The sequence below is a fragment of the Brucella anthropi genome, assembly GCF_046630315.1.
Classification (GTDB): Bacteria; Pseudomonadota; Alphaproteobacteria; order Rhizobiales; family Rhizobiaceae; genus Brucella; species Brucella anthropi_A.
In genome coordinates this window covers 119242-139360 of sequence record NZ_LQBD01000001.1, presented here as the reverse complement: position 1 = coordinate 139360, position 20119 = coordinate 119242, and the positions used below count along the sequence as shown (strand labels likewise).

The following is a 20119-nucleotide window of genomic DNA, read 5'->3' as shown; positions in this document are numbered from 1 at the left end:
CGTCTCCTAGATTTGTGTGGATGGCGAGGCGGGCTTGCGGTGCGCGGCGCGCATCTGCATGCGCAGCCGATCCGGCCCGCAGGCGTTTTCGCCCGCATTGGTGCCGAAGGTCACGGCTTCCTCTTCCCAGATGCGGTCAAGCGCTGCGAGATCGTCCGGGTCGTCCTCTTCCTGCCGAAGCAGCTCTCCGACGAGTTTCTCGTCCGGCTTGGCATTGGCAAGATGAAGCAGCGCGGCAAAGGCGCCCGCATAAGGCGACTGGCGCTTGCGCAGGCGTTCGCCGATGGCGGTCGTGATATGCCCGGTCTGGCTCAGAAGATCGTGGATTTCCTCGGGCGAGCGCGTGGAGAGGAATTCGAGGAACAGCGGCAGATAGTCCGGCAGTTCCTTGGCGTCGATATCGAAGCCGTTATCCTCATACATCTGGCCGAGATCGACCATGGCCTGCCCGCGGTCGCGGCTTTCGCCATGGACATGCTCGAAGAGGTGCAGCGAGAGCGAACGCGTGCGGTCGAACAGATGCACATAACGTTCCTGCGCCTCGTAGAGATCGGCCTCGCAGATGTAATCGACCAGCTTGTCGAGGAGCCTGCGCACGCCGGGGGAGAGATTTTTCTCCCCCTCGAGCGCGGCTTTCAGCTCCGCCCGCCCCGCCTGCAATTCCGGCGAGGGGTAGGAGAGAAGCAGCGAGACGATTTTCAGGGTCTTGTTCATCAGACCTGCTCCCTGAAGATATCCGTCGGGGTCTGCACGACCTTCTGGCGCTTGGCGCCGAACAGGTCTTCCGTGGAGGTGCCGCCGGAGCAGCCATTGCCGAAGGTGAAGCCGCAGGAGCCGCGAACGTCATAGGCGTCCTCGGTGATCTCGCGGTGCGACGTCGGGATGACGAAGCGGTCTTCATAATTGGCAATCGCCATGATGTGGTACATTTCCTCGATCATCGCCGCGCTCATGCCGACGCGGTCGGCAATCGCCTCGTCGATGACGCCGTCGATGGTCTTGGTGCGCATATAGGCGCGCATGGCGAGCATGCGTTCCAGCGCGGAAATGACCGGCTCTTCCTTGCCGGCGGTCAGGAGATTGGCAAGGTAGCGGACCGGAATGCGCATGGAGCGCACATCGGGCAGCGGGCCGTCCATGCCGAGCTTGCCGGCCTGCGCGGCCGATTGCAGCGGCGAGAGCGGCGGCACATACCAGACCATCGGCAGGGTGCGGTATTCCGGATGGAGCGGGAAGGCGATCTTCCAGTCCATGGCCATCTTGTAGACCGGCGAATGCTTGGCTGCTTCCAGCCATGCGTCCGGCACGCCGTCCTTGCGGGCCTGCTCGATGACGGCAGGATCGTTCGGATCGAGGAAGATGTTGAGCTGTTCCTGATAGAGATCCTGTTCGTTGGCCGTGGAAGCGGCTTCCGAAATGCGGTCGGCATCATAGAGCATCACACCCAGATAGCGGATGCGGCCCACGCAGGTTTCCGAGCAGACGGTCGGCTGGCCGCTTTCGATGCGCGGATAGCAGAAGATGCACTTCTCGGACTTGCCGGAGCTCCAGTTGTAGTAAATCTTCTTGTAGGGGCAGCCGGAGACGCACATGCGCCAGCCGCGGCATTTTTCCTGATCGATGAGGACGATGCCGTCATCCTCGCGCTTGTAGATCGCGCCCGACGGGCAGGCCGCAACGCAGGTCGGGTTGAGGCAGTGCTCGCAAAGGCGCGGCAGATACATCATGAAGGTGTTTTCGAACTGGCCGTAGATTTCCTTCTCCACGCCCTCGAAATTGTAGTCCTTCGAGCGCTTGGCGAATTCGCCGCCGAGAATTTCTTCCCAGTTCGGGCCCCATTCGATCTTCTCCATCCGCTCGCCGGAGATCAGCGAGCGCGGACGGGCGGTCGGCATGGTGCGGCTTTCGCCAGCCGTCTGGAGATGACCGTAATCGAAGTCGAACGGTTCGTAGTAATCGTCGATTTCCGGCAGGTCGGGATTGGCGAAAATCTTGGCGAGGATGCGCCATTTCGCGCCCATCTTCGGCTCGATCTTGCCGTTCCGCTTGCGGACCCAGCCGCCATTCCACTTCTTCTGGTTTTCCCATTCCTTGGGAAAACCGATGCCGGGCTTGGTCTCGACATTGTTGAACCAGGCGTATTCGACGCCCTCACGATTGGTCCAGACGTTCTTGCACGTGATGGAGCAGGTGTGGCAGCCGATACACTTGTCGAGATTCAGCACCATTCCGATTTGAGCGCGAATTTTCATTCTGCTGCCTCCTTGACCTGGGACGACTTGTTGCCTTCTTCGAGCGGACCTTCCATCCAGTCCACCTTGTCCAGCTTGCGCACGACCACGAATTCGTCGCGGTTGGCGCCGACGGTCCCGTAATAGTTGAAGCCGTAAGCCTGATGGGCGTAGCCGCCGATCATGTGTGTAGGCTTGGTGATGACGCGGGTGACGGAGTTGTGAATGCCGCCGCGCTGCCCGGTGAGGGGCGATCCCGGCGTGTTCACGATCTTCTCCTGCGCGTGGTACATGAAGATCGTTCCGTCCCTCATGCGCTGCGAAACCACGGCACGGGCCACAATGGCGCCGTTGGAGTTGTAGACCTCCACCCAGTCATTGTCGGCGATGCCGGCCCTGGCCGCATCCGGCTCCGCGATCCAGACGACCGGCCCGCCGCGATTGAGGGTGAGCATCAGCAGGTTGTCCGAATAGGTGGAGTGGATGCCCCACTTCTGGTGCGGAGTGATGAAGTTCAGCACCAGATGCGGCTGTCCGTCCGTCTTGGCGCGAATGGCCGCGTCGACGGTCTTGGTGTCGATCGGAGGACGATAGACGCAGAAGCCCTCGCCGAATGCCCGCATCCACAGGTGATCCTGATAGAGCTGCTGACGGCCGGTCAGCGTGCGCCACGGGATCAGTTCGTGCACATTGGTATAGCCGGCATTGTAGCACACGCTTTCCGATTCCAGACCCGACCAGGTCGGCGAGGAGATGATCTTGCGCGGCTGCGCGACGATATCGCGGTAACGGATCTTCTCGTCTTCCTTCGGAATGGCGAGATGGGTGTGGTCGCGGCCCGTGAATTTGGACAGCGCCGCCCAGGCCTTCACCGCCACTTCACCGTTGGTTTCCGGCGCCAGCGACAGGATGACTTCCGTGGCGTCGATATCGGTATCGATGCGCGGACGGCCTTTGCTCGCGCCCGGTTCTTCAACCTTGCCGTTGAGCTTGGCCAGCAGATCGACCTCGTGCTCTGTGTTCCACGAAATGCCCTTGCCGCCATTGCCGAGCTTGTCGAGAAGCGGGCCGACGGAGGTGTAGCGCTTGTAGAGGTTGGGATAGTCGCGCTCGACGACGACGACCGACGGCATGGTCTTGCCGGGGATCGGCTCGACCTCGCCGCGCTTCCAGTCCAGCACGTCCTTGGGCTGCGCCAGTTCGCCCGCCGTGTCGTGCAGGGTGGGCACGAGAACGACGTCCTTTTCCACGCCCAGCACTTCCGGCGCGACCTCGGAGAACGTCCTGGCGATGCCCTTGAAGATTTCCCAGTCGCTGCGTGCTTCCCATGCCGGATCGGCTGCGCTCGACAGCGGATGGATGAAGGGATGCATGTCGGACGTGTTGAGATCGTTCTTCTCATACCAGGTCGCGGTCGGCAGAACGATGTCGGAATAGACGCAAGTTGTCGACATGCGGAAGTCGAGCGTGACCAGAAGGTCGAGCTTTCCTTCCGGCGCATGATCGTGCCACACGGCCTCGCGGCTTTCCTGTGCGCCTTCCTGGCCGAGATCCTTGCCAAGCAGGCCGTTCGACGTGCCGAGCAGGTGCTTCAGGAAATATTCATGGCCCTTGCCGGAAGAACCGAGCAGGTTGGACCGCCAGACGAACATGTTGCGCGGCCAGTTGGCCTCATGGTCCGGGTCCTCGCAGGACATGGTGAGCGTGCCGCTCTTCAGGGCGCCGGCGACGAAGTCCTTCGCCTCCTTGCCCGATTCAGCCGCCTGTCTTGCGACTTCCAGCGGGTTCACCTGAAGCTGCGGCGCGGATGGTAGCCAGCCCATGCGTTCGGCGCGGATGTTGTAATCGATCATCGTGCCGTCCCAATTGCCTTCCGGCGCGGTCGGCGACAGGATGTCCTGCACCTTGACGGTCTCGTAGCGCCACTGGTCGGTATGCGCATAGAAGAAGGATGTCGAGTTCATGTGGCGCGGCGGGCGGGTCCAGTCGAGCGCGAATGCAAGCGCCGTCCAGCCGGTCTGCGGGCGCAGCTTTTCCTGCCCCACATAATGGCTCCAGCCGCCGCCGGACTGCCCCACGCAACCGCACATCACCAGCATGTTGATGATGCCGCGATAGTTCATGTCCATGTGGTACCAGTGGTTGAGACCGGCGCCGAGAATGACCATGGAACGGCCATTGGTCTTTTCGGCATTGGTCGCAAATTCACGGGCAACGGCAATGATCTGGGCGCGCGGAACGCCGGTGATCTTTTCGGCCCATGCCGGGGTATAGGGCAGGCCGTCATCATAGCTCTTGGCGCAGTTTTCGTCGCCAAGGCCGCGGTCGAGGCCGTAATTGGCCGCGAACAGGTCGAAGACGGTGGCGACCATCACGTCGCCTTCCTTCAGCTTCAGCGTGCGGGCCGGAACCTTGCGCACGAGAACGCTGTCGTGGTCGGTGCCCTCGAAATGTTCATGTTCGAGATTGCCGAAATAGGGGAAGGCCACATCGGCGACGGCGTCATGCGCGTCCTTGCCGATGAAGCTCTTGGCAAGTTCCACATCCTTGCCCTTGCCGTCCTTTTCTTCCAGGTTCCACTTGCCTTCATCGCCCCAGCGGAAGCCGATGGAGCCCTGCGGGGCGACATAGGCGCCGGATTTGGTGTCGAAGGCGACCGTCTTCCAGTCCGGATTGTTGCCTTCGCTGAGATTGTCGGCAAAATCGGACGCGCGCAGGAAGCGGCCCGGCACATAGCGGCCGTCCTTCTTCGTGAGCATGACCAGCATCGGGAAGTCGGTATATTTGCGGCAATAATCCTCGAAATAGGGAACCTGCCGGTCGAGGTGATATTCGCGCAGCATGACATGGCCGAAAGCCATGGCAAGGGCGGCATCGGTGCCCTGCTTCGGGTGCAGCCAGAGATCGGAGAACTTGGCGGCTTCCGAATAGTCGGGGCAGACGACGACCGACTTGGCGCCCTTGTAGCGGGCTTCGGTATAGAAATGCGCGTCGGGCGTGCGGGTCTGCGGAACGTTGGAGCCCCACAGCATCAGGAAACCGGCATTGTACCAGTCCGCCGATTCCGGCACGTCGGTCTGCTCGCCCCAGGTCATGGGCGAGGCAGGCGGAAGGTCGCAATACCAGTCGTAGAAGGACATGCAGACGCCGCCGAGCAGCGACAGGTAACGCGAGCCCGCCGCATAGGAAACCATCGACATGGCCGGGATCGGCGAGAAGCCGACCACGCGGTCCGGGCCGTAGGTCTTGGTCGTATAGGCATTGGCGGCGGCGATGATCTCGTTGACCTCATCCCATGTCGCGCGCACGAAACCGCCGAGGCCGCGCACCTTCATATAGTCGGAGCGCTTGGCCGGGTCCTGCTGGATGGCGGCCCATGCGGCCACCGGCGTTTTCACCGCGCGTTCCTTGCGCCACAGTTTCAGGAGGCGCGAGCGGATCAGCGGATATTTCACCCGGTTGGCCGAATAGATGTACCAGCTGTAGCTCGCCCCGCGCGGACAGCCGCGCGGTTCGTGGTTGGGCAGGTCCGCGCGGGTGCGCGGATAGTCGGTCTGCTGGGTTTCCCAGGTGATGATGCCGCCCTTGACGTAGATCTTCCACGAGCAGGAGCCGGTGCAGTTCACACCATGGGTGGAGCGCACGATCTTGTCGTGCTGCCAGCGCTTGCGATAGGCGTCTTCCCAGTCGCGGTTTTCATTGGTGGTGACGCCATGGCCTTCCGAGAAGGTGCCGACATTCCTGCGGGCGAGGAAGTTCAGGCGATCGAGGAGTAGACTCATGATTATATCCTCTCAAATTGTCTTCAAGCAGCGGCTGCGGCCGGCTTGCGGCGATGCTCGACGTCGTAGAGCAGTCCGCCTTTTCGGGTATAGACGCCCCAGGTGATGACGAGGCATGTCACGTAGAAGATCAGGAATGCCCACAGTGCCGCTTCCGGTCCTCCGGTCAGGCTGATCGAGGTGCCGTATCCCTTGGGGATGAAGAAGGCGCCGAAGGCAGCGATGGCCGAGGTGAAGCCGGTGATGGCAGCGGATTCCTTTTCCGCCTGGCGGCGGCGTTCTTCCGCCGTGGCCTTCGGCATGAGCCGGTTCATGTCCTTCGACATGATCGCGGGGATCATCTGGAAGGTGGAGGCATTGCCGATGCCGGTGGCGAAGAACAGCAGGATGAAGGAGGCGAAGAAGCCCCAGAAGGCATTCGGCTGATCCTTGACGCCGACGAAGTACAGCACGCCGCTGACGCCGACCATCATCAGGATGAAGGCCCAGATGGTGACGCGGCCGCCGCCATATTTGTCCGCCAGCCAGCCGGAGCCCGACCGCGACAGCGCACCGACCAAAGGTCCGAGGAAGGCGAATTGCAGCGCATTGACCTCGGGGAACAGGATGTTGGTGAGCAGCGGGAAGCCTGCCGAATAGCCGATGAACGAACCGAACGTGCCGGTATAGAGCCAGCACATGATCCAGTTGTGCCTGCGGCGGAAGATGACGGCCTGATCGGCGAAGGAAGCCTTGGCCGAAGCAATGTCGTTCATGCCGAACCAGTTGGCGAAAGCCGTGACGACGATGAACGGCACGAAGATGAAGCCGGCATTCTGGAGCCAGAGCGGGGCTTCGCCTGCTGCGGTCGCGACCATGGAAGGATCGCCGCCAAGCTTGCCGAAAATGCCTGCGGTGATGACCAGCGGGACGACGAACTGCACGACGCTGACGCCGAGATTGCCGAGGCCCGCATTCAGCGCTGCCGCATTGCCCTTCTCATGCTTGGGGAAGAAGAAGGAAATGTTGGACATGGAGGAGGCGAAGTTGCCGCCGCCAAAGCCGCAGAAGAGCGCCAGAGCCAGGAAGATGAAGTAAGGCGTATCCGGGTTCTGGACCGCGTAACCGATGCCGATGGCCGGAATGACCAGCGACCAGGTGGTGAGCGTCGTCCACAGGCGGCCGCCGAAGATCGGCACCATGAAGGAATAGAAGATACGCAGGGTTGCGCCCGAAATGCCGGGAAGTGCCGCCAGCCAGAAGAGCTGGTCGGTGGTGAACTGATAGCCGACCAGCGGCAGCTTCGCCACGACGACGGACCAGACCTGCCAGATGGCGAAGGAAAGGAGCAGCGCCGGGATGGAGAGCCACAGGTTGCGCTTGGCGATCTTTCTGCCCTTCTGTTCCCAGAAGGCCGGATCGTCCGGGCGCCAGTCGGTGAGGACGGAATCGCCCTTTGCAGGCTTGACTTCGGCCTTCTTCAGGCCCTGCAATTCGGCGAAGGCCGGAAGCTCTTCCGTGGCCTTGCCCTGCGCGGCGCGCTCCATCTGGCGGATGGAGACATGCATCCAGATGAAGGAGACGACCACGATGACGAAGAGCAGCATGAAGCAGCTCGTCCACAGGCCGGTCTGGTCCAGAAGCACGCCGAACAGGATCGGCAGGATGAAGCCGCCAAGACCGCCGATCATGCCGACCAGACCGCCGACGGAGCCGACATTGCCGGGATAATAGACCGGGATGTGCTTGAAGACGGCAGCCTTGCCCAGCGCCATGAAGAAGCCGAGGATGAAGACCGTGACCGTGAAGCCGACCATGCCCATTTCAGCATGGAAGCTGATGGAGCCGTCATTTGTCTGGATGACATAGTCGGTCGGCGGGTAGGACAGGATGAAGGTCGCAACCAGCGAAACCATGAAGGTCCAGTACATGACCCTGCGCGCGCCGTAGACATCCGAAAGATGTCCGCCATAGGCGCGGAAAAGGCTGGCCGGAACCGAGAAGAAGGCTGCGATAATGCCTGCAACGCGAATATCGACGCCATAGACATGGATCAGATATTGCGGCAGCCACAGCGCCAGCGCCACGAAGGCGCCGAACACGAAGAAATAATAAAGCGAGAAACGCCAGACCTGAATGTTCTTGAGCGGTTCCAGCTCCATCAGCGTGCTGGTGGGCTTTTCGCCCGTGCGGCGACGCTCGACCAGAACAGGATCGTCGCTCGTGGTGAAATAGAAGACGATCGCCATGACAACCAGCGCAGCCGCCCAGATTTCCGCCACCGCATGCCAGCCGAAGGCGACCATGATAAGCGGGGCGAAGAACTTGGTGACTGCCGAGCCGACATTGCCCGCGCCGAAAATGCCGAGCGCGACGCCCTGCTTTTCAGGCGGATACCAGCGCGACACATAGGCCACACCGACCGAAAACGACCCGCCCGCAATGCCGACGCCAAGGGCGGCGAGAAGCATTTGCGGATAGGTCATTGCATAGGTCAGAAGGAAAGTTGCGACGGCGGAAATCAGCATGGTAAACGTGAAGATCACGCGCCCGCCATAGCGGTCCGCCCATATGCCGAGGATCACCCGGATCAGGGAGCCGGTCAGGATCGGCGTACCCGCAAGCAGGCCGAACTGTGTCTCAGTCAGGCCAAGCTCGGATCGAATTTCAATGCCGATGATTGCAAAGATGGTCCAGACCGCAAAACAGACTGTAAACGCGGTCGTACTCATCGCTAGCGCCGTCGTCTGCGCCCTGGGGTTTTCCCCTGCGACATGTTGCATAGGCGTACTCCGAATTGAATACCATGGGAGGTTTCGTTTGCACTTATGCGTCGACTTTCAGATCAATACATTGATTAAGATCAATATCCTTAGACTATTCAAGTTGAATTTTAGATATTCGTGGCTTAACACGGGAAATAGACCTAGTTCGGCCAAAGTATTGATCAATGCATATTGCACGATTGATATTCATCAATCATTATAGCCCATTATAAGTTGAGGGAGAAAGTGAGGTTTAATGCGGCAGCAAGATAAACTCGCATTGAAGAATCAACCGCTTTTCGCGGACATGGCGGATGCCACGTTCACGCGTCTCATGCGGCCAAGCTTCGTGCAGTCCTTCCCCCCGCGCACCATGCTGTTGACCGAAAGCGAACCGGCGGATTTCCTCTTTGCCATTCTCGACGGGCTGGTGCTGATGTCGGCGAAGTCGGACGATGGGGAGACGGCGCTGGAAATCCTGCGGGCGGGCGATGTCTTCATTCTCGCCGCCGTTCTCAACAATGATGTGTGCCTGCAGGCGGCGCAGACCCTGACGCCGACCCGCGTGCTGATGGTGCCGGCCGAGCTTGTGCGCGAGCAGATGGGCGAGGACCCCGCCTTCATGCGCGCGGTGGTTTTCGAACTCGCCCGCGCCTATCGCCGCCTGGTCAAGGAACTGAAGGCGCAGAAGCTGAGAAGCAGCGTGCAGCGGCTTGCCAACTGGATCGTCAGGGAATCGCTCCTTAACGACGGCGCCGACGTCGTGATGATCCCTTATGAAAAGCGGACCCTTGCCGCCTATCTCGGCATGACGCCGGAGAACCTGTCGCGCAGCTTTGCGGCACTTGTACCCCATGGCGTCAGCGTGCATGCTTCCGCCATCCGGATCACCAACCACAACAAGCTGCTGCAATTTGCGGCCCCCTCCCACCTGATCGACAAGCAGGAGCCCACCCGTCTCCCCGACAGGCTTTGACAAGGCAAATCCGGTGCCGGTCCAGTACTGGTATTGCCGCAATCATGGCCTATGTTGTTTGCTTCAATTCCAGCTCAATCGGAGGCCATGCCAATGAAGAAAGCGAAGAACCTGAATCAAAAAGCGCCTTTTGGAACAGGCTTCAAGGCTGTTTTTGTGTTTGCGGGCCTATGCGCGTTTTCATCCGCGCTCAGCCCGGCGCTTGCCGCCAGTGAGGGCAGCTCGAAACAGCGGGCGAAGGAAGTCACCGCGGTCGTCAACGCCGTGGCGCAGAAAATGCCCGGCCAGCCGATCAATACGGTGATGTATATCCGCTCCAACAATTTCGAGGTTCTGGCGGGCGACTGCACGGTGCGGGCACATATCGTCTCGTCGGACCACAAGGCGAAAGGCGCCTCTTCCGAGCGGATCAAGGTCCGGCTCAACAAGCGCCGCTGCGCGCGTTAGTTCCCATTTAGTTGTGACTTGGCGACGGTCTTGACGACCCAGTCGGCAAAGACGCGCAGGCGGTTGCTGAGATGCCGGTTGGGCGGATAGACCAGATAGATCGGCATCGGATCGATCCGCCATTCCTGCAAGACGGGGCGCAGCGTGCCGTTTTCGATGTCGTCCTTCACCATGAACAAGGGCGCCTGCACCACGCCAAGCCCGGCGCGGGCTGCGGCGAGATAGGTGGTCGCTTCATTCGCCGCCACGATATAGCGTCCGCTCACCTCGATTTCCTCCGTTCCCCTTTTGAAACGGAACGGCATCTGCTGGCCGTTCGAGGGCCGGAAATAGCCGACCACCGTGCAGTCCCGGCCAAGATCGGAAGGGTGCAGCGGCGTGGAGCAACGCTCGAGATATTCGGCGGACGCGCAGGCGATGAAATGCATGTCGCCGATGCGGCGCGCAATCAGCGACTGGTCCGTCAGCTCGCCGATGCGGATGGCGCAATCAACATTTTCCGCCACATAATCGACGGGCCGGTCGGATACGCCGAGATCGATCTGGATATCGGGATAACGCTGGTGAAACCCGATCAGCGCCGGAATGATGATGAGATTGGCGACCGCGCTTGCCATTTCGACGCGCAGGCGCCCCTTGGGCAGGGTCTGCGCGCTGGACAGGCTGCCGTCCAGTTCCGCCAGATCGGCCAGCAATCGTGCAGCGCGCTCATAGTAAAGCGCGCCGTCCGGTGTTACGAGAACACGACGGGTCGTGCGGTTGAGGAGTTTTGTACGCAGATGGGCTTCCAATCCCTGGATGAGATTGCTGATCGTTGCCTTGGGCATATTGAGCGAGGCGGAGGCGCGCGTGAAATTTCCGGTTTCGACAACCCGGAGAAAGGCGCGCATGGCCGAGAGCTGGTCCATTTTCGATAGCCGTCATTGTTCGAAATTCTGGACAGTGTAACCAATTTGAGGGGACTATTCCAGACGATGAACAATGATAATATTCCATCATAGCGGTTTGCCGCTATACATGAAGGCCGAACAAGATGTGTGAGACGTTCCGTGTAGAAACAGTGCTGGTTCACGGGCAGGCCCATGGGCAAGCAGGAGACTGCACGTGCACGGCCCGCGTTTATCGCGGCGCCAGGCTGCTCTCTCCGCCGCCGGTGGTGCTGCACCTTCACGGCGGGGCTTTTTCGGCCAACTGCCCCGGCGCCTGCGACCGCGTTGCCGAAACCCTTGCGGAGGCGGGTGCGGTGGTGGTGTCGCCGGAATATTCGTCGGCCTGTCTCAACCCGTTCCCGGCGGCGCTTGAGGTGGCCTATTCCATCCTGACTTCGATGCGCGCGCGTTGCCCGGAGTTTGCGCACAGGAAGTCGATGCTGTTCGTCGCCGGTGAAGAGGCGGGCGGCAATATTGCTGCGGGCGTGGCCCTCATGGCGCGCGATCAATGCCTGACCGATCTCAAGGGGCAGATATTGCTTTCGCCCATGCTGGACCCCTGCCTTGCCACGGCGTCTTTCCGCAAATATTGCCCGGAAGGCGCCGTCCAGACGATGGCGGATGGCTGGCAGCATTATCTGGGCGAGTGCGGCGGGTTCGCCCACCCCTATGCCGCGCCCGCCCTGTGTACGCGTCTTGCCGGTCTGGTGCCCACCCTGCTCGTCACCAGCGCCGAGTGCCCAATGCGTGATGAAACGCAGGCCTATGCCGAGCGTCTTCGTCAGGCGGGGGTGAAGGTTCAATCGCATGTCCTGCCCGGAAAAGCGGGCTGGATACCCGAAAACAAGGTGGCGGGCACCGACTGGTCGCCACAGGAACATGAACTTATCGGCCTGTTTTCCGATTTCTTCCGGCAGGCAGGCGCAAAGCCAATCGCAGAATAATATCAGTGTTGGGGTCCTCCCAAGCTTTGACCTGACGCTTAAATCGAAGCCGGCTTCCCCACCGGTTCAGGAGATACAAAGATGACATCGATCACAGCCCGCCGGGCCCTATGGGGCGCCGGCCTGAGCATCCTATTGTCCGCGGCAGGCGGCAGCGCCCTTTTCCTCGGCGCGCCGCACATCAAGGCAGATGCCGCAACCGATATTTCCGCTCCACCACCTGCCGTGCCGGTTTCCGTCGCGAAGGCGCAATCGCGCCGCATTGCGATATGGGAAGAATTTTCCGGCCGTCTGGAAGCCATCGACCGGGTTGAAATTCGCCCGCGCGTCGGCGGCGCCATCCTGAAGGCGCATTTCCGCGAGGGCGCTCTGGTGAAGCAGGGCGACCTGCTCGTCACCATCGATCCCGAGCCCTATGCGGCGGCGGTCGAAAAGGCGAAGGCGCAGGTTTCCGCCGAGGAGGCCCGCCTTGCGCTGGCGAAGGCCGAACTGGAACGCGGCCGCCAGCTCGTGACCACCCGCACCATCGCCCAGAGCGGCCTCGACCAGCGCTCCAGCGCCTATGACGAGGCGCAGGCAAGCCTGCGTTCCGCCAAGGCCGCCCTTCGCTCCGCCGAGCTTGACCTTCAATATACTGAAGTGCGTGCGCCGATTTCCGGCCGCGTCGGGCGGCTGGAAGTGACGGCGGGCAATCTGGTTGCCGCAAGTTCCGCCTCGCCGGTGCTGACCACGCTTGTTTCGGTCGATCCGATCTATGCAAGCTTCAGCGCCAATGAGGAAGTCGTCACACGGGCTCTGGCAAGACTTGCCGCCTCGCCCGGCGGAAGCGCCATCGAGCGCATACCCGTCCAGATCGGCACCGCTTCCGATGATGGCACGCCGATTTCCGGCCATATCCAGCTCATCAACAATGAAGTCGATGCCGCGACCGGCACGATCCGGGTTCGCGCGGCAATCGACAATCCGGATGGAAGGCTGATACCCGGCCAGTTTGTCCGCATTCGCTTCGGCACGCCGGAACCGGATGAAAAACTGGTGGTGAGCGACCGCGCGATTTCGTCCGATCAGGACAAGAAATTCGTCTTCGTGGTCGGCGCGGATAACAAGGTCGAATACCGGCAGGTGGTTCTGGGCCGCAATTATGACGGGTTGCGCATCATCGAAAGCGGGCTGAAGCCCGGCGAGAACATCGTCGTCAACGGCCTGCAGCGCATTCGTCCGGGCGTGGTCGTCGCACCGCAGCCCGTCACCGAAACGCTTGCCAAAAGCTGAATTAAAACGGCGCGCCTGAGCGCGCGCTAACCGCAAATGCTCAGCCACATCAACCCGCGAAATCTACCGATTTCGCGGGCCGGGAGAGTCTTTGCCTTCCCGTTCAAGGGGGATACTGACATGAACTTTTCTCGCTTTTTCGTCGACCGGCCGGTCTTCGCCGGTGTTCTGTCGGTCCTGATCTTCGTTGCCGGCCTGATCGGCATGACGGGTCTGCCGATCTCGGAATATCCGGAAGTCGTGCCGCCGCAGATCGTGGTGCGCGCGCAATATCCGGGCGCCAACCCGGCCGTTATTTCCGAAACCGTCGCCACGCCGCTGGAAGAACAGATCAACGGCGTCGAGGGCATGCTTTATATGCAGAGCCAGGCGACCGCCGACGGCGTCATGACGCTGACGGTCACGTTTGCGCTTGGCACCGACCCCGATCAGGCCCAGCAACTGGTGCAGAACCGTATTTCGCAGGCCGAACCGCGCCTGCCGGAAGAAGTGCGCACGCTTGGCGTCACCACCGCCAAAAGCTCGCCTGATCTCACGCTGGTTGTTCACCTTATTTCGCCCGATGGGCGCTATGATGTGAACTATCTGCGCAACTATGCCGTTTTGAACGTCAAGGACCGCATTGCCCGTGTTCCGGGCGTCGGTCAGGTGCAGATATTCGGCGGCGGCGATTATTCGATGCGCGTCTGGATCGACCCGCAGAAGGCCGCCGAGCGCGGCCTTTCCGCAAGCGACATCGCCAATGCCATCCGCCAGCAGAATGTGCAGGCCGCAGCCGGTGTCATCGGCGCTTCGCCATCGGTTTCCGGGCTTGATCTCCAGCTTTCCGTCAATGCGCAAGGCCGTCTCCAGTCGCCGGAAGAATTCGCCAATATCGTCGTGAAATCAGGCAGCGAAGGCGAAATCACCCGGCTCGGCGATGTGGCGCGTGTCGAAATGGGGGCCGCCGATTATTCGCTCCGCTCGCTCCTCGACAACAAGCAGGCGGTCGGCATGGGCGTGTTTCAGGCGCCGGGTTCCAATGCGCTTGAGATTTCCGAAAACGTCCATGCCGCCATGGCCGATCTGAAGAAAACCATGCCGGAAGGCGTGGATTTCGACATTGTCTATGACACGACCCAGTTCGTGAAGGCCTCCATCGAATCGGTCATCCATACCCTGCTCGAAGCCATCGTGCTGGTGGTGATCGTGGTCATCCTGTTCCTGCAGACATGGCGCGCCTCCATCATTCCGCTGGTTGCCGTTCCCGTTTCCATCGTCGGCACATTTGCGGTGATGTATGTGTTCGGCTTTTCCATCAATGCGCTCAGCCTTTTCGGCCTTGTTCTCGCCATCGGCATCGTAGTCGACGACGCCATCGTGGTGGTGGAAAATGTCGAGCGCAACATCGAACAGGGCCTGTCGCCGGTCGAGGCCACCTATCGCGCCATGCAGGAAGTGTCCGGGCCGATCATCGCCATTGCGCTGGTGCTGGTTGCCGTCTTCGTGCCGCTTGCCTTCATCACCGGCCTGACCGGCCAGTTCTACCGCCAGTTCGCGCTCACCATCGCCATCTCGACCGTGATCTCGGCCTTCAATTCGCTGACGCTTTCGCCTGCTCTCGCGGCCCTGCTCCTGCGCGGCCATGATGCGCCCAAGGATCGGCTGACCCGCATCATGGACGGGCTGTTCGGCTGGTTCTTCCGCGGCTTCAACCGCTTCTTCGGCGCAAGTTCAAACGCTTATGGGCGCGGCGTCGGCGGCATTCTCTCGCGCAAGTCGCTGGTGATGGGGCTTTATGTCGTGCTGCTTGGCGTCACCTTCGTCCTGTTCCGCGCCGTGCCCGGCGGTTTCGTTCCGGCGCAGGACAAGCAATATCTGATCGGCTTTGCGCAATTGCCGGATGCGGCAACGCTCGACCGTTCGGAAGATGTGATCCGCCGCATAAGCGACATTGCCCTCAACCATCCGGGCGTGGCCAATGCCATCGCCTTCCCCGGCCTGTCGATCAACGGTTTCACCAATGCGTCGAACTCCGGCATCGTCTTCGTGACGCTGAAGCCGTTCGAGGAGCGCAAGACGCCCGAACTGTCGGCCAATGCCATCACCATGGAACTGAACCAGCAATTCGGCGCCATTCAGGATGCCTTCATCGCCATGTTCCCGCCGCCGCCCGTGCAGGGTCTCGGCACGACGGGCGGCTTCAAGCTTCAGCTTGAGGATCGCAACGGGCTTGGCTTCAAGGCGCTGGACGATGCGACCAAGGCGTTTCTCGCCAAGGCCTATCAGACGCCGGAACTGGCCGGTCTCTATTCGAGCTACCAGATCAATGTGCCGCAGCTTTATGCCGATCTTGATCGCACGAAGGCGCGCCAGCTTGGCGTTGCCGTGACGGATGTGTTCGAAACCCTGCAAATCTATCTGGGTTCGCTCTATGTCAACGACTTCAATGCCTTTGGACGCACCTACAGCGTGCGCATTCAGGCCGATGCGGATTATCGCAGCCATGCCGAGGATATCGGCAAGCTGAAAGTGCGTTCGCAGTCGGGCGAGATGATTCCGCTGTCGGCGCTTTTGAAAGTCGAGCAGACGGTCGGTGCGGAACGCGCCATCCGTTATAACGGCTTCCTGTCCGCCGATATCAACGGCAATCCGGCCCCCGGCTTCTCGTCCGGCCAGGCACAGGCCGCCATTGAACGGATTGCCGAGGAAACCCTGCCTCCCGGCATCGCTTTCGAATGGACCGACCTGACCTACCAGCAGATCCTGGCCGGCAGTTCAGGCTTCCTCGTCTTCCCGCTGGCGCTGCTGCTCGTCTATCTGGTGCTGGCCGCGCAATATGAAAGCCTTGCCCTGCCGCTGTCGATCATCATGATCGTGCCGATGGGGATCATGGCCGCACTCACCGGCGTCTGGCTGACGGGCGGCGACAACAACGTGTTCACCCAGATCGGCCTGATCGTCCTTGTGGGGCTATCGGCAAAGAACGCGATCCTGATCGTGGAATTCGCCCGCGAGCTGGAATTGTCCGGTCGAGGCGTCGTGCAGGCGGCGGTCGAGGCAAGCCGGTTGCGCCTGCGCCCGATCCTGATGACCTCGATGGCCTTCATCATGGGCGTGGTGCCTCTGGTGACATCGACCGGCGCCGGTGCGGAAATGCGCTCAGCCATGGGCATCGCGGTCTTTGCCGGCATGATCGGTGTGACGGCCTTCGGCATCTTCATGACGCCGGTGTTCTATGTGCTGATCCGCAAGCTCTCCGGCGAGCGTCCGCTGAAACATGCGGGCGCGAAGATCGAGGCCCCGCATCTGGCGCCGGGGGAATAAACGGGCGCTTTTTTCCCATCCTGAAACGGGGGCCGGAGCAATCCGGTCCCTGTGCCGTTTCATATCGAGGCAAAACCGTGGCAAGCTGCGATTTTTGCGGCAAAGGCGCTTTTTCCACACCATGGCAGCGCAATTTCATGCGGCCAATCGTGTCGAGCGCCCGTCGAAACAGGGGCAGGCATGGCAAAATTGCGGCTTTATTGCGGCAGGACAGCTTTTCGGGACCGGCAAAAAAAAGCGCGCCCTTCATGCGAAGGACGCGAAAGAGGTGCAAGCTCACTCTGATCGAGGAACCCGAACGGCAGGTTCATAGAGGCACGACCAGATGCCTGTCGGCCATCCTGTCGGAAAGCCTTTACAAATGCAGCGATCGACTTTTGCTTTTGGCTCGAAACGCCTCCGTTTCGAGAGTCATCGTTATCGCCGCCTGCATGCTGTCCGAACTAATTGGCTGCCTATTGACCCCGACTCCCCGCGGCCGATAAGCAGCCCCCGCCCATTTTTGTGTCGGCCTCCTAAGCCCCAACAGGCCGACTGTTATTTAGTGGACGCTCTAATAGCGAAAAACAATTCCCCTGTTCAGGGGGGTAGGTTGGAAAGAACAATGCGCCGCATCAGCCGAAATTCCATGTAACCACCGGTAGAGATTGAAAGATTTCGTGAAATAGCTTGTTGTTTATTTGGCTTTTGAATGCATTTTTTTAATGTTAGGCGTAAATTGAAGCTCTCGGGGGGCAAATTCGTCTGGCGCATTCAAGAGATTCTTGAAATTGCGCCTATCCTCCCGTTTAAGCTTGGATGCATTCGTAACTGATCGTTTCTGGAGATGCCCACGTGTCACGCGCAAACTGGATGTTCGCTTTTCGGCGTCTTCTGGCGCTTCGGGCACTGATCGCGCTTTTCGCCATCGGCCAAATATTCTGCTCCACCGGCGCGGCGGGGGCCGCGCCGCTTGCCCGGCCGCCGGTTGCGGCCGCCGTCACGCTGACCGTCATCGCCCCGAATGGAACGACCCGTGTGCTGACAAGCGAAGACTTCACGACACTGCCGCAGAACAGGCTGCAAACCACCACGCCCTGGACGGAAGGGCCGCAAATTTTCGACGGCGTGCTGCTGCGCAACGTGCTGGCAACCGTCGGCGTCACGGCAAAAGACGCGGCCAGCCATTCGATCACGGTGCTGGCGCTCAACGATTACAGCATCAGCATTCCGCTGAAGGACGCCTACGAATATGATGTCCTCGTCGCGCACAGGATGAACGGCAGGGAGTTGAACCGGCGCGACAAGGGGCCATACTGGATCGTCTATCCGCGCGACCAGCATGAGGAACTGGACGATTCGCGTTATGACCATCGCTGGGCATGGCAGCTGAAGCAGATCGAGGTGAAATGAGACTGAAGCGAGGCTATATTCTTTCCGGCCTTGTGATGGCGGGTTTTGCGGGCCTGCTTGCCTATGCATTTCTCCAGCTTCTCGAAATACAGAAATCGCTTGCAACCTATGTCGGCGAGAACATGGTCTGGGCCATCACCCAGACCGAGCGCGATGCCGGGCGGCTGGGCGAAACCGCGCTGACATTTCCGAGCGGCAATGCCAACACGGCCGATCTCTCGCTTCGCCTTGATGTGCTTTACAGCCGGTTTGCGCTTCTGGCCGACGCACCGCAGAAGAAATATTTTGCGCGCATCCCCGGCGGCAGCGACATCATCCAGCGCAATGCCGACCGGCTTCCCGAGATCGAGGCGATGATCGACGCGGAGCCGGAAAAATTCGATCCGATCGCCATCTATGAAGCCCTGGTCCCGATGCGCGAGGAACTGACCAAGGTGGCGAACGATGCCATGATCATGGAGCGCGACCGCAACGGCGCGCAGCGCGACCAGCAATTGCAGTCGATCTATCTCATCATGTTCGCGGTGCTGGGCATCATGGCCACCGGCGGCATTCTATCATGGCAGGTATTTTCCAACATGCGCAAGGCCGAGCGCGCCCACAAGGCGTTGCAGGAATACAAGCAGCAGCTGGAACACACCGTCGCCGACCGCACCGCCGCCCTGCGGGAGGCGCTGGAAAACGAACGCAAGTCGAAGGAGCTTTACAAGAGCTTCATCACCACCGTCTCGCACCAGTTCCGCACGCCGGTATCGATCATCGACATCATCGCGCAGCGCTTCATCCGCCGTGCCGACGAGTTCACGCCCGAGATCATCATCGACAAGGCCAAGCGCATGCGCAATGCCAGCCGCCGCCTGATCCTGCTTCTGGAAAGCACCGCCAATGCGGAACGGCTGGATGAAAGCGGGTTTCAGATCAACCGGCAGCCGGTCGATTTTTCGGCGCTGGTCCGCAACACCTGCGCCTATCACCAGGAGCTTCACCCGGATCGGGAACTGGTGACAAACATTCACGAAAGCCGGGACTTCTGTTATTGCGACGGCATTCTGGTGGAGCAGATACTGGTCAACCTGCTTGGCAATGCCACCAAATATTCCCCCGCCGACAAGCCCATCGAAGTGACCACGGAAGAAGACGACAACGCCTTTCGCTGCATCGTCCGCGATCATGGCATAGGCATCCCGGCCGAGGATGCGGATCGCATCTTCACGCGGTTTTTCCGCGCCGGCAACGCATCGCATCTGGCGGGCACCGGCCTTGGCCTCAGCCTGTCGCGCGCGCTTGCCGAACTGCACGGCGGAACGCTTGCCTTCACATCCGTCGAAGGACAAGGTACGGTATTCACCCTGACCCTGCCAAAGGTGGCCCAACATGCGACTGCCTGAAATCCTCCCCATGCCGACCGTCCTGTGCATCGAGGACGAAACACATATTCTGGAAGAGATGATCGATGAGTTGAGCACGTCGGGCTTCAACGCCGTCGGTGCGGCCAATGCCGGTGAAGCATTGCACGTGCTGGACACCACGACGCCCGACATCATCATCTGCGATATATTGATGCCCGGCACCAACGGGTTGCAGTTTCTGGAACAGATGCGTAGCCGTTACCCGCATCTGTCCGGAACACCCTTCCTGTTTCTGACGGCGCTTGCCGACCGCAGCCACGAGCTGGAAGGCCGGGAAGCGGGGGCCGACGATTATCTCACCAAGCCGATCGATTTCGACGTGCTGATCCTCACCATCCGGGCCAGGCTCAATCTCGTCGCCCGCGTCAGGGCCATATCGGCAAAGCCGGTTCCCATGGAGCCGGAAGGCGCGTTCATCCATCTTTCGCGCCGGGAAACCGAGGTGCTGAAAGAGATCGGCGCCGGGCACCGGAATGGCGAGATCGCCCGCAAACTTGGACTATCGGAACATACGGTCAGCGACTATGTGAAGGCCATCTATCAGAAGCTGGACGTTTCCTCCCGCGCGGAGGCAACCCGCGAGGCCATCAGGCGCGGCCTGGTCGACATGTGACAGGCGAGGGTGACAGTTCAACCAGATTTGTTTGGGGAAGGCTGGCAATGATCTCGACAATCCGAAAGCCCCAA

13 protein-coding genes are annotated in these 20119 nt (G+C 60.7%); 8 read left to right on the top strand and 5 right to left on the bottom strand.

What is annotated here, in order from left to right; translation table 11 throughout:
• Positions 1–6: 6 nt before the first annotated feature.
• Genes narJ through AVM02_RS00560 form a run of 4 tightly spaced genes read right to left on the bottom strand, consistent with a single transcriptional unit; the run spans position 7 to position 8775 of the window.
• Positions 7–714 (bottom strand): nitrate reductase molybdenum cofactor assembly chaperone, encoded by a 708-nt coding sequence (gene narJ, locus AVM02_RS00575; protein ID WP_411505077.1) that lies wholly within the window; start codon positions 712–714, stop codon positions 7–9.
• The gene (gene narH, locus AVM02_RS00570; RefSeq protein WP_411505076.1) at positions 714–2252 is read right to left on the bottom strand and encodes a nitrate reductase subunit beta; all 1539 of its coding nucleotides are present in this window, start codon (positions 2250–2252) and stop codon (positions 714–716) included. Before narH ends, narJ begins: the two co-directional genes overlap by 1 nt.
• A complete protein-coding gene (locus tag AVM02_RS00565; RefSeq protein WP_411505075.1) occupies positions 2249–6013 on the bottom strand; it encodes a nitrate reductase subunit alpha in 3765 nt (1254 codons plus the stop codon). The genes narH and AVM02_RS00565 overlap by 4 nt, the downstream gene beginning before the upstream one ends.
• Positions 6014–6036: 23 nt before the next feature.
• Positions 6037–8775 (bottom strand): nitrate/nitrite transporter, encoded by a 2739-nt coding sequence (locus AVM02_RS00560; RefSeq protein ID WP_411505074.1) that lies wholly within the window; start codon positions 8773–8775, stop codon positions 6037–6039.
• 238 nt (positions 8776–9013) lie between these two features.
• Between AVM02_RS00560 and AVM02_RS00555 the strand changes: the two genes are divergently transcribed.
• The gene (locus tag AVM02_RS00555) at positions 9014–9733 is read left to right on the top strand and encodes a cyclic nucleotide-binding domain-containing protein (protein WP_411505073.1); all 720 of its coding nucleotides are present in this window, start codon (positions 9014–9016) and stop codon (positions 9731–9733) included.
• 93 nt (positions 9734–9826) lie between these two features.
• Positions 9827–10180 carry a hypothetical protein gene (locus AVM02_RS00550; protein WP_411505072.1) on the top strand — a complete coding sequence of 118 codons (354 nt, stop codon included), beginning with the start codon at positions 9827–9829 and terminating at the stop codon, positions 10178–10180.
• Here the strand turns inward: AVM02_RS00550 and AVM02_RS00545 are convergent.
• Positions 10177–11088, bottom strand: coding sequence for a LysR substrate-binding domain-containing protein (locus AVM02_RS00545; RefSeq protein ID WP_411505071.1), 912 nt, complete (start codon positions 11086–11088; stop codon positions 10177–10179). The genes AVM02_RS00550 and AVM02_RS00545 overlap by 4 nt on opposite strands.
• 125 nt (positions 11089–11213) lie before the next feature.
• Here AVM02_RS00545 and AVM02_RS00540 point away from each other — a divergent pair, with 125 nt between their 5' ends.
• The 6 genes from AVM02_RS00540 (at position 11214) to AVM02_RS00515 (ending at position 20045) form a co-directional block, all read left to right on the top strand.
• A complete protein-coding gene (locus AVM02_RS00540; RefSeq protein WP_411505070.1) occupies positions 11214–12053 on the top strand; it encodes an alpha/beta hydrolase in 840 nt (279 codons plus the stop codon).
• Between the two features lie 81 nt (positions 12054–12134).
• The gene (locus tag AVM02_RS00535) at positions 12135–13325 is read left to right on the top strand and encodes an efflux RND transporter periplasmic adaptor subunit (RefSeq protein ID WP_411505069.1); all 1191 of its coding nucleotides are present in this window, start codon (positions 12135–12137) and stop codon (positions 13323–13325) included.
• Between the two features lie 120 nt (positions 13326–13445).
• A complete protein-coding gene (locus AVM02_RS00530; RefSeq protein WP_411505068.1) occupies positions 13446–16631 on the top strand; it encodes an efflux RND transporter permease subunit in 3186 nt (1061 codons plus the stop codon).
• A gap of 834 nt (positions 16632–17465) precedes the next feature.
• Positions 17466–18023: a molybdopterin-dependent oxidoreductase gene (locus AVM02_RS00525; protein ID WP_411505067.1), complete on the top strand. Its 558-nt coding sequence runs from the start codon at positions 17466–17468 to the stop codon at positions 18021–18023.
• Positions 18020–19411 carry a sensor histidine kinase gene (locus tag AVM02_RS00520; RefSeq protein ID WP_411505066.1) on the top strand — a complete coding sequence of 464 codons (1392 nt, stop codon included), beginning with the start codon at positions 18020–18022 and terminating at the stop codon, positions 19409–19411. Before AVM02_RS00525 ends, AVM02_RS00520 begins: the two co-directional genes overlap by 4 nt.
• Positions 19398–20045, top strand: coding sequence for a response regulator (locus AVM02_RS00515; RefSeq protein ID WP_411505065.1), 648 nt, complete (start codon positions 19398–19400; stop codon positions 20043–20045). Before AVM02_RS00520 ends, AVM02_RS00515 begins: the two co-directional genes overlap by 14 nt.
• The last annotated feature ends 74 nt before the right edge of the window (positions 20046–20119 follow it).

Excerpts from the sequence above, each read along its gene's own strand:
- AVM02_RS00555 (WP_411505073.1), top strand. The coding sequence starts at position 9,014 with ATGCGGCAGCAAGATAAACTCGCATTGAAGAATCAACCGCTTTTCGCG.
- narH (WP_411505076.1), bottom strand. The coding sequence starts at position 2,252 with ATGAAAATTCGCGCTCAAATCGGAATGGTGCTGAATCTCGACAAGTGT.
- AVM02_RS00515 (WP_411505065.1), top strand. The coding sequence starts at position 19,398 with ATGCGACTGCCTGAAATCCTCCCCATGCCGACCGTCCTGTGCATCGAG.
- AVM02_RS00530 (WP_411505068.1), top strand. The coding sequence starts at position 13,446 with ATGAACTTTTCTCGCTTTTTCGTCGACCGGCCGGTCTTCGCCGGTGTT.
- AVM02_RS00540 (WP_411505070.1), top strand. The coding sequence starts at position 11,214 with ATGTGTGAGACGTTCCGTGTAGAAACAGTGCTGGTTCACGGGCAGGCC.
- AVM02_RS00545 (WP_411505071.1), bottom strand. The coding sequence starts at position 11,088 with ATGGACCAGCTCTCGGCCATGCGCGCCTTTCTCCGGGTTGTCGAAACC.
- AVM02_RS00550 (WP_411505072.1), top strand. The coding sequence starts at position 9,827 with ATGAAGAAAGCGAAGAACCTGAATCAAAAAGCGCCTTTTGGAACAGGC.
- AVM02_RS00520 (WP_411505066.1), top strand. The coding sequence starts at position 18,020 with ATGAGACTGAAGCGAGGCTATATTCTTTCCGGCCTTGTGATGGCGGGT.
- AVM02_RS00535 (WP_411505069.1), top strand. The coding sequence starts at position 12,135 with ATGACATCGATCACAGCCCGCCGGGCCCTATGGGGCGCCGGCCTGAGC.
- AVM02_RS00565 (WP_411505075.1), bottom strand. The coding sequence starts at position 6,013 with ATGAGTCTACTCCTCGATCGCCTGAACTTCCTCGCCCGCAGGAATGTC.
- AVM02_RS00560 (WP_411505074.1), bottom strand. The coding sequence starts at position 8,775 with ATGCAACATGTCGCAGGGGAAAACCCCAGGGCGCAGACGACGGCGCTA.
- narJ (WP_411505077.1), bottom strand. The coding sequence starts at position 714 with ATGAACAAGACCCTGAAAATCGTCTCGCTGCTTCTCTCCTACCCCTCG.